The 9,344-nt window shown below is 57.6% G+C and carries 7 protein-coding genes and 3 pseudogenes; 8 read left to right on the top strand and 2 right to left on the bottom strand.

Annotated elements, in window-relative coordinates:
* Positions 1-332: 332 nt before the first annotated feature.
* The 8 genes and pseudogenes from OOJ09_RS31695 (at position 333) to OOJ09_RS31665 (ending at position 6,405) form a co-directional block, all read left to right on the top strand.
* Positions 333-968 (top strand): phosphatase PAP2 family protein, encoded by a 636-nt coding sequence (locus tag OOJ09_RS31695; RefSeq protein ID WP_269908986.1) that lies wholly within the window; start codon positions 333-335, stop codon positions 966-968.
* Complete coding sequence (locus OOJ09_RS31690) at positions 965-1,909, top strand: diacylglycerol/lipid kinase family protein (RefSeq protein WP_269908985.1); 945 nt, start codon at positions 965-967, stop codon at positions 1,907-1,909. Before OOJ09_RS31695 ends, OOJ09_RS31690 begins: the two co-directional genes overlap by 4 nt.
* Positions 1,906-2,715 (top strand): metallophosphoesterase family protein, encoded by an 810-nt coding sequence (locus tag OOJ09_RS31685; protein WP_269908984.1) that lies wholly within the window; start codon positions 1,906-1,908, stop codon positions 2,713-2,715. Before OOJ09_RS31690 ends, OOJ09_RS31685 begins: the two co-directional genes overlap by 4 nt.
* Before the next feature lie 177 nt (positions 2,716-2,892).
* Positions 2,893-3,242, top strand: a pseudogene (locus OOJ09_RS32130) (dihydrofolate reductase family protein); the annotation flags it as partial.
* 625 nt (positions 3,243-3,867) lie between these two features.
* Positions 3,868-4,026 (top strand): annotated as a pseudogene (locus OOJ09_RS32125) (hypothetical protein); the annotation flags it as partial.
* Between the two features lie 181 nt (positions 4,027-4,207).
* A complete protein-coding gene (locus OOJ09_RS31675) occupies positions 4,208-4,426 on the top strand; it encodes a hypothetical protein (protein ID WP_269908983.1) in 219 nt (72 codons plus the stop codon).
* A gap of 372 nt (positions 4,427-4,798) precedes the next feature.
* Positions 4,799-5,227, top strand: a complete 429-nt coding sequence (locus OOJ09_RS31670; protein ID WP_269908982.1) for a hypothetical protein — start codon at positions 4,799-4,801, stop codon at positions 5,225-5,227.
* Positions 5,228-6,222: 995 nt separating this feature from the next.
* On the top strand, positions 6,223-6,405 hold the full coding sequence (locus tag OOJ09_RS31665) for a hypothetical protein (RefSeq protein WP_269908981.1): 183 nt from the start codon (positions 6,223-6,225) through the stop codon (positions 6,403-6,405).
* 157 nt (positions 6,406-6,562) lie between these two features.
* Here OOJ09_RS31665 and OOJ09_RS32120 read toward each other — a convergent pair.
* Positions 6,563-6,730 (bottom strand): annotated as a pseudogene (locus OOJ09_RS32120) (hypothetical protein); the annotation flags it as partial.
* 1,511 nt (positions 6,731-8,241) lie between these two features.
* The gene (locus tag OOJ09_RS31655; protein WP_269908987.1) at positions 8,242-9,333 is read right to left on the bottom strand and encodes a sugar ABC transporter substrate-binding protein; all 1,092 of its coding nucleotides are present in this window, start codon (positions 9,331-9,333) and stop codon (positions 8,242-8,244) included.
* Positions 9,334-9,344 lie beyond the last annotated feature (11 nt).

The raw sequence follows: 9,344 nt of genomic DNA, 5'->3' as shown, positions 1-9,344 counted from the left end.
GATATTGGTGAAGCGTCGTCTTGATCCACGTTGCCCCGCTTGCTTGTCGTGGACATCTAAACTGCGGCCATTGTCAATGGTGCCCTCTTGGAGGGACTCACGGCCATTCCCAACGGTGTCATTGTTTCAGGGCTGCCGAGGAGTGCGACTGTGGGTTAAATAGCGTTCTCAGATCGGTGATGGCTGGCGGAACCTCGTTCTCGCGAACCCGTTGTACTCTCTAAAGAGAGGTGCTGCGCTTGAGCGAACCAGTCCGAAACATCGGGCGCCGGCCCCCTGGTAGTCACTACTCTCCCTTGCCGTCCACGTTGTCTAGGATCACCGGTCCGGGGGTGCTTGTAGCATGGCTGTTCCTCGGTTTTGGGATCCTCGCCGAGGAAGTGCTGGAGGGTGATACAACCAAATTTGATCTGGCCGTTATGTCGGCTCTTCGCGCGTCCGATCCGGACTATCCGATCGGTCCGCCATGGCTTCAGGAAGCGGCCAGGGATGTGACCTCGGTCGGCAGCGTGGTGTTTCTTGGCTTCGTGTTGCTGGCAGGAGTTGTCTATCTTCTTCTGATTCACAAGCGGGCTCTCGCCATCTGGATGGCAGTGGCGGTGGTTGGCGGCGAACTGCTCGGCACAATCCTCAAGTTGAGCTTCAACCGGCCCAGGCCGGAGATCCCTCATGTCACGCGAGTATTCACGGCAAGCTTCCCGAGTGGACATGCAATGCTTTCAGCGATCGCGTTCCTGACCGTGGGCGCACTCCTTTCACACGCGAATCAGGAGCTGCGTCTCAAAGCGTATTTCATGTCGATCGCCGTGTTTCTGACGGTGGCCGTTGCGATAAGCCGGGTCTATCTCGCGGTCCACTATCCCACCGATGTCTTGGCCGGATGGTGCATCGGTTCAGGGTGGGCGATCCTATGTTGGACAGTCGCGGTGTGGTTCCAGGAAAGGTCGAAACGGGGGCTGGCAACTTGAAGGTTCTGGCCCTCATCAACAAAAATGCCGGCGCTGCGGCGCGCAAGGGCGATATAGAGAGAGCCGTACGGGATGGGTTCGCCGAACGTGACATTGATGCGGATGTGCGATTGGTGCACGGACGAGAGGTTGGAGAGCTCGCTCGGCGCTTCGTTGGCGAAAACAAGTCGAGGTCCGGCCGTGTATCAATATTGGTCGTGGGCGGCGGCGACGGCACCCTCAGCAGCGCGGCCTCGGCGCTGGTGGGAACTGATCTGTTGCTCGGTGTCCTTCCGCTCGGCACATTAAACCACTTTGCCAAGGATTTGGGTGTGCCGCTCGACCTCACAGCGGCGATCGATACAATTGCGACAGGTAAGCCTCTGGCGGTCGATGTCGCCGAGGTCAACGGCCGCGTCTTTCTTAACAACTCATCGATTGGGATCTATCCCTTCTTTGTTGCAAAGCGTTCAGCCGAGCAGCGGCGCCGCGGGTTCGGCAAGCTTGCCGCCATCGGACCCGCTCTCATGAGAACGTTGAGATCCGCCTCGTGGCAGGCTGTCCACGTCGCTGCTCAGGGCACCCGCGAAAGACTGCGAACGCCCTGTGTGTTTGTTGGCAACAATTTCTACGACATCGCCGATCTCGGCCGACGCCGCAGCCTGTCGTCAAAAGAGCTGTGCGTTTACGTCGTCAAGCAGCAGTCCTGGTTTGGACTGGCATTGCTTCCGTTCAAAATCGCGTTCGGCATGATCGACTCCACCCGGGATCTTGAAATCTATCGCGCCAACTCGCTCCAAATCACGTCGCATCGACGCGCCATGCTGGTTTCTCTGGACGGCGAAGCCGTCAGTATGGACATGCCCCTGAACTTTCAGATCCGACCAGCGGCGTTGCAGGTGCTCGCTCCTGTCAAAATTACAAAACCGGTGGCCGTAGCTGAAAGCGGAGAAATTCAGTGAAGACCCTCGTCCACCTTTCAGATTTGCATTTCGGAAAGACAGAGAGCCAGCTTGTGCAAGCGATCGCGGCCGAGGTTTGTGCAGTCGATTCTGATTTGCTCGTCGTGTCGGGTGATCTGACGCAGCGCGCCCGGAAAGACGAATTCCTGCAGGCGCGGGCCTTCCTCGATTCCCTGCCTGGCCCCCGCGTCGTGGTGCCAGGCAATCACGATGTGCCGCTGTGGAATGTCTTTGCGCGTACCGTGACCCCGCTGTCACGTTACAGGCGCTACATCGAGGCGGACACTGACCCGTTCTACGCCGACAGCGAAGTCGCTGTGGTCGGGATCAACACGGCTCGATCCCTGACAATCAAGGACGGAAGGATCAATGTCCGCCAGCTCGAGGCGGCCACGGAAAGATTCGCGCATACGCCCGATGACGTCACCCGGATCGTGGTCACGCATCATCCTTTCGAAGGGCTGGACCTGGAAAGCGACGGCGGTATCGTTGGTCGCGCGGATCTGGCGATGGATGCGTTCTCGCGTAGCGGCGTAGACATCATATTGTCGGGCCACCAGCATCTTCATCGCGCCGGTTCGAGCGCAAGGCGCTACCTTATTCATGGCTATGCGGCGTTGCTTATCCAGGCGGGAACGGCGGTTTCATCGCGGCTTCGCCAAGCGGCGAATTCGTTTAATATCATACGCATCAAGCACCCAAATATTTCCGTCGAATGTCGGGCGTGGCAGCCGTCGCAGTCCGGGTTCGAAACCTCAGCCAGTTATTCCTTTTGGCAAGGTCCAGGCGGGTGGGAAGCTGTTTGAAGGGCGATCAGGAACAGCGCCTTACACTCATCCGAAAGGGAGACACCGCGTTTATGTGGCTGCCCCAGCCCTGAGAAGGCTCGCGTACCATTTCCGCCCGCCTTGCGAGATGTCATAGCGCTGACAAACTTTGCTCGGTCCTTGCGACGCTCAATACGACTTCGACTGCTGAGCGTGCATGCTGAGTGGGATGCAGAGCAACACGTCTCCGGAGGCGTGGCGGAGCCAACCGAAATGGCTCGTCTCGCGCTCGTTGAAGTCGTCGGCCCCAGTGCCGTGCTTGTTGAGGATGATCTCGAGGCGCGATCCGCGAACCGAAGGCCGAGCGCACGGGGCGATGGAAGTCGCTGGCCCAGCCTTGGCGCCAAGGCTCACCGAACTTGGCCTGATTGATGAGTATCGGATCTACCTGTACCCCGACGTGCTTGGCTACGGCAGCCATTTTCGCCGGACCCCGGCCGCCGCTCCGCCTTTTGATTGGTGTTCGGATCGGCGAGGATGTGATCATGTGGACCCGCATACCTGCTTGTCTCGCGAGGCATCATTTCAACACTGCTGAGACTGGCACCCGTCGATCGGGGAGAGCCTACGCTCGACGTCGTCCTAGGGGCCGATCACGCGCTTCATACCAGAGCACCCTTACGTGAGTGATTGCGCGGATTGTGAAGGCACTGCCGTTCGCAAGTTTCCGTTGAGCTCGATGTGAAGTTCATGCACGGCTCCATCACGACTCCGGCCCAGTTTGCGTTTTGGTGGCCCCAACACCTCGTAACCGTGCCTCTCGGTCGTTGCGGTCGCAATCTTCCGATCTGCTTCGATATCGTGATCTTGCGATCTCTTGTGATCAATGATGATGCTGGCTCCGCGGTCCCTGGCAAACGTCTCGACTCTGAGTTCCGAAGGTTTCATTTCGCCCATCAGCGTGACGCGAACACAAACTTTCAGTTTGACCTTGTCAGCCCCGCCGGCCGTCAGATGAACCAGGCGGTGAAATCCATTGGATCCGGCACAGGCGGGATCCCGATATCCCCGAGATAGCCGACTACATCGTCAGCCTGGAGGATGGTCGCAAATTCACGTCGATGAAGCGCCATCGCGGCTTGTTAGGAATGACGCCCGAGACAGTATCGGGCAAAGTGGAACCTACCGCACGACTACCCAATGATGGCTCAGAACTACGCCAACGCCGACCGAGTTGCGGCGCTATTGGTCTTGGCCGCAAGGCTCCTCCAGTTAAGAAGGTGCCTGCGAAGCGGAAAGCTGAGGCATAGTCCGCGATCGCGCCATATTGCGTATTTTAGAATCCACTAAATATAAGAACGGCGGCGACCGCCAGTCCCCGCCTCGGCCAGCGCGGAGCTTTCAGGCAATTGCTTTCACTGGCATCTGCGCTGGCCACAACCCCCCCCAGTATTCCTCGCATATTATATTAGGCCTATCTTATAGGATTAATTAACTTACTGCGGCTTACCATACTGCGGCAGTTTGCAGCGTGGCGAGCGAAGCTTTAAGCGACGAATTCCAGTACGGCAGGGAGCGCAAACGTCTCGAAAAAGTTAGGCGACACCCGCTCAACTTTGTCTTCGACCCACTCTATCCAATGATTGTTGCCATCGTCTCTATCACTGCGGTCGTCTGGTATTTTGATATCCCGATCGAACGGATGATCGACTTGGATGTGGGCCGCCTTATGCGAAAATGGCTTCACTAACAGCAGACGCCAGGCCGCCGCCCGCCCAACTGGCGCCGGCAATCTCTCAATGCTTTAACCATTATTCAATGCGCCTAATTTAGCTTTCGATGCATGCGCTTCTCGCTTATTCTTTTTGGCTGGGCGGCATTTTGCAGTTGGGACTTTGCCACCAACGATGGTCGATTTATCATTGGCTTTGGCGCGCGACTTGCCAGGCTAATCCACCTCTTCTAGCGCCGCTTCACCTTCCAGAGGATTTCAGATGCTACATGGGGCAACCCATTTCCGCCCGTCGAGGCGAGTGAAACTGGAGTGGCATGCCCAAAACCCAGCGCCTGCCGAACCGACGTCTGAGGACTGCCTATCGAGGCATTTAAAGCATGCTGTGCGATGCAATTGCTGTCGGTTTCCGACCGAAGTTCGACAGAAATTGGAGAAACGCCAGATTTGCGCGTTCGTAGCCAAGCCCGGATAACCGGGCCCTTAGCAGTTTGCGTGACCTGCCGGAAGAATAATCTTTCTTCCACTACTCTTGCCGCCGAGCCCATGGCGGAGGGAGCCCTGGCGCAGTCGACAGCGGAATTCATCCACAAAGCGAACATCGACCGCGTTAAGCGGGAGCTTGAAACCGAACTCGATCCGGCGCGGCGCAAACTGATCGTGCAATTGCTGGAAGAAGAGATCAAGAAACTTGACGATGCGCAAAAAGGCCCGCCGGCGCGTGCCGACCAGCTTGAAGGGACACCGTCTGTACAAAGGCCAAGCCTGATGAGGGATCAGCACTGGGACGACATCGCGCCAGTCCTGCGGTCCACTTGATATGGAATAAGCCCGCACTGAAATCAGCGGAAGGATGGCTTCATCGATCCGGCCCTATGGGTTCTATTTCTGTTTCAGCCCATCCAATTTGCTCGCCCTGACCATCATCACCGTCGTTGCCTGATGCGACGAGTGACCAAACGCAAATATCCCGCCCCGGCAAGGGCCGAGACAAGGTATTGGGAAAGAACGGCAATTAGTTCAAGTCGCGCCACAGAAGGACCGGGTCCGGCGGTTACGCGGGAGAGGCAATGCTTCTTTATCAGGGTGGGCTTTTCATACATCTTCTTCATGGGTATCCCCCGGTTTGTCCCTCAAGCCAGCCCTCCACCGCCTAGGTTCGACCACATGGCCGAACGATCCCTATCCAAATGGAGGAGGCGGCACAGACTAGATGTCATTTAGATTGGGCTTCGCTAGCAATGGAGGCCCGCATGAGGTTCATTGCGTTGTAAGACCCGGCCGACAACTGGATGGTCTATGATCTGCTTTCCGAGATGCCGGCAGGTTTCTGCGGCACAGCGCACTATGGCCTTTCGCGAGAAGAGGCAGAACGTCTAACGAACCGGGCGAATATGAAATTCGGGTCGCAGTCCGCATCCGGCGCGCCGGACCTCGGCCATTTGGCCCTCCGCTCGAATATTCACCCACTTCGCGATACCCGCCAGATGTCGGACCAATAGGCGGTGGACAGCGACGCCGGCGCCGTCGGCGTTCAATGCCGACACGGCTATTCACGCTTCATTTGGAGGTCCTCTTTCGACCTCTTAAGCAGACCTTAGCGAGCAGGCCGGTCTCGGGAAGAATGCATATTCAGGACACGGTAGCGTGCTAAGCCGTCAAGTCCAATCGGCTCGGGCAGGAAATTAGCAGGGCCCACGGACACGCGCGGTCGATTCACAAAAGTGCGACACGGCTGTGTGGAATTGTTCGCATTCAAACGACTTTACGACGCTATTTTTGCGCCCTCTCACTTGGTGATGGTGGAGGAAATCATGGAATCGCCCGAGCAGCACGCCGTCAAGATCATTCGCGACAAGAAATGGACTGTCCGCGTTACCGCCTACGGCAACACGCTGACAGTCCCATTCGAGGCTGAAGGTCACGCACGCTCCTATGCGGATGGCCAGGCGTTCCGGCTTGGCGTCGAAGTGGCGGAACGCAAGAAGAGCGCCTGAAAAGTCCCCAACGAACGGGTTGCCCTGTTTCATGGAAACGAAATCCGCCACCACTTGGCTTCAAATGATACCAGTACCGCCATTGGCATCGAAGACTCTGCATCGGTGTAAGTGATTGTGCCTGAAGCCAGCAGGACGAAAAGCGGCGAGTGTAGCCGACGATCCGAACCACGCCGTCCGCAGGTGAAATGGTGTCGTAAGTCCGCTGGTCGCTCTCCGGCAGGTAATCTTTGAAAAGTCCATAGCCACTTAGATTCATTGGACCGGGTGGCATGGGATAACGCACCACGCAACAGCCATTCGTTCTGAAATGGAGACTGTCTATTGCTGTCCGAGCTACAATTTTGTCTAGAAGTCTGCCATCGTCGTTTCGGGTACCGAGATTGAAACTGCACCGGCGAACTGGCCTACGCGTTCAAGACGGCGTGCGATCACAAAGATCTGGTCTTTCGAAAGACCGGACAATAATTGCTCATGGCGCCATAATCTGCCGACTGCGTTGTGTTCCTCAAAGCCCCACACTTGGCAGATGAACCGCCGCCGAAGGCCTTCAGCCATGCATCGGCGAATTTGCCCAGACCTGCGGCACAACGCGCTCCCTCACCGCCGCCGACACTTCGATGCGCTGATGGCTGAGCGACCATATCGGGCCGCGGTGCCAATATCGAAAGCCTTCGAAATCATGGCTGGAGGAGTTGGTACGGCAATTGACCCGGCCTGTTTCGCTGCATTGCAACGCGCCATTGATGGTCTCAATTCGCTGATTTGATCGGGATCAATTTGAGTCCCCCGAACAAAAAACATCGGGCGTTGCCTGGCGGCGCCGGGAGTCCAATTGCAAAGGCGGTGGATTGATCTCTACGTCTGCACCCTTGCGAGTGAATGCAATTTTGACCGCGTCCGATTCCGAAGTCGCTTCGGTCACAAGAACACTGTCTCCCTGCGGTCAGGAGCGGGTCCATGTTGCGACAAACAGCCGGCCATTCCTGGTACTGCCCAAGGACCGGATTGCGGTGTATTTCGTCGCGGGATTGTGCATCTGTTTCTCCAGCAATGCTGCCGACTAGCCTGACCATCTTACAGATTGACCTTTGCACGATCGTATTCTGAGCACGTTCTCATGTCTTTGACGCCATGGCAGCCTGTTTCCCGGTGATGTTTTCCAGGCCGACGATGGCTTGAGCAAAGAAATCCTGGTTCCCCTTGGCCAGAGCCAGCAAGCGCGAGATCGCTTCTGCTCGCCATGTCGAGGACGCGCCGGAGCAGGAAGAAAGCCTCGATATTCCTGGCTCGACGGCTCGTCGGTGGTGGCGCCTTCAGCAGCGGGACATCCTCCGCCGCGACAGGGCGAACAGGCAGCTCGAGGCATATGCCGTGGCACCTTTGATCTCGAGTGTGTAAACGCCCACCGCCCTACGGCGAGCACTTCATCGCAAATGCAGGAGCGTCTCGCTTACCGGTCTGCAGGAACTTCTCGGCGGCAGAAAGACTGCGCTCCGACTACGATCATATTCAAGTCGTCGGCTATGAGGGCTCAATTCCCCTCTTGGAATGCCGATCCACAGAAACATGAGTCACCTCGCGCGGCGGGTGCGGGCGCGCGTAGAACCGCATACGCTGAGCCCATAAAAGGAGTGCCTCCCAACGTGCGCAGTGGCGTATAAGCCCGCGGCTTAGTTTCTGAGCGTGGATCGTGGCAGACAAACCTGCCAATCTTGATACTTGACCTGCTTCGCGATGCCGGGATTCCTTGAGGTTGAACGCGCGTGCTCGGCTGGCTACGTACAAGCGCGCATCACGATCAAAAGTGGCCAAAGCCCCCTGCCCCTCAGCCCACTACTTCTGTTCTGACGACCAAGGGAAATTTAGGTAGCTGTCACGGCTGTCGTAGCAAATGTTCCCGTACATTTTCAGGTAGGCGTCCCGGCGCGATGGGTCGGCATACACGGACGCAGGGTCCACCAAGTCGGCCTCGTACTGCGCAAGGTTGGCGGTCGTGAGTGCGATGGGAAGAATGTCCATCGCCTGCGGGATGCTTTTGCCTTCAAGCCAGTCGGCGGCAAACTGGCCCATGGCATAGCCGAAGACGGGCGAGGACAACGAGATACTCGCCTTGTAAGGGCTGTTCCCTTTCTTGATTTCGGCAACCGCCTCCGCCTCGCCGTCAATTCCGCCGAGGAATTGGTCGGGCCGATCCTTGCCCGCAGCCCGCAACGCCTCCAACGCGCCTAGCACGACCGCATCCGCACCGAGCACTACGTCGACGTCCGGGTTGGCAAGCAGGATTGTCTTCATAGTTGCGAAGCCGCCTTCCTTGGTAACCGGTTTCGGCGCAATATCCGCTACGATCGTCACGCCAGGTATCGCATTCAGGCCGTCGCGCATTGCCGCGAACCGAGGCGCGAGAAACTCCATCGTATCCTGGGTCAGCAGAACAACCTTCGCCTTCCCGCCGAACTTGGTGTTGATATGGTCGATCGCAGCGTCTGTCAGCACCTTGCCAGTTCGATATTGCGGAGCATTGAGCAGCAAGGTGGCCGGTGGAGGCACAATAGTGCCAACAAACGCTCCCGACCAAATCGCCTGCTTAAGAGAGGGACTGAAGGCCTCTGGATCCGGAGACGTGGCAACCATGGCGCCGACCTTCGCCGCGACAAAAGACTGCACTTGGGCTATCGCCTTACCCACATCATTTTCCGCTAGTACGCGTCGATATTCCAAGCGGCGATCCTTTGCAGCCATGGCCAGACCATGATCGACCCCCTGCAGGAAGTCACGGTCGTTCTCCTGCACATAAGCCAGCACTTTCGTTAGACCCGCCGGAGCGTGGCAGGAGGGAGCGTTCGGATTGAAGGTGGGAAGAACCGTCCGCTGCGTGATACCCGGGGCGCCGGGGCGCGCGCTCGCGAAGGTGCTCCCCGCTATCATAGCGATCGAAA

It is taken from the genome of Mesorhizobium qingshengii (genome assembly GCF_027563465.1).
Classification (GTDB): domain Bacteria; phylum Pseudomonadota; class Alphaproteobacteria; order Rhizobiales; family Rhizobiaceae; genus Mesorhizobium; species Mesorhizobium qingshengii_A.
The sequence above is the reverse complement of the archived record's forward strand: the minus strand, read 5'-3'. Positions and strand labels throughout refer to the sequence as shown.

Excerpts from the sequence above, each read along its gene's own strand:
- OOJ09_RS31655 (WP_269908987.1), bottom strand. The coding sequence starts at position 9,333 with ATGATAGCGGGGAGCACCTTCGCGAGCGCGCGCCCCGGCGCCCCGGGT.
- OOJ09_RS31670 (WP_269908982.1), top strand. The coding sequence starts at position 4,799 with ATGCAATTGCTGTCGGTTTCCGACCGAAGTTCGACAGAAATTGGAGAA.
- OOJ09_RS31665 (WP_269908981.1), top strand. The coding sequence starts at position 6,223 with ATGGAATCGCCCGAGCAGCACGCCGTCAAGATCATTCGCGACAAGAAA.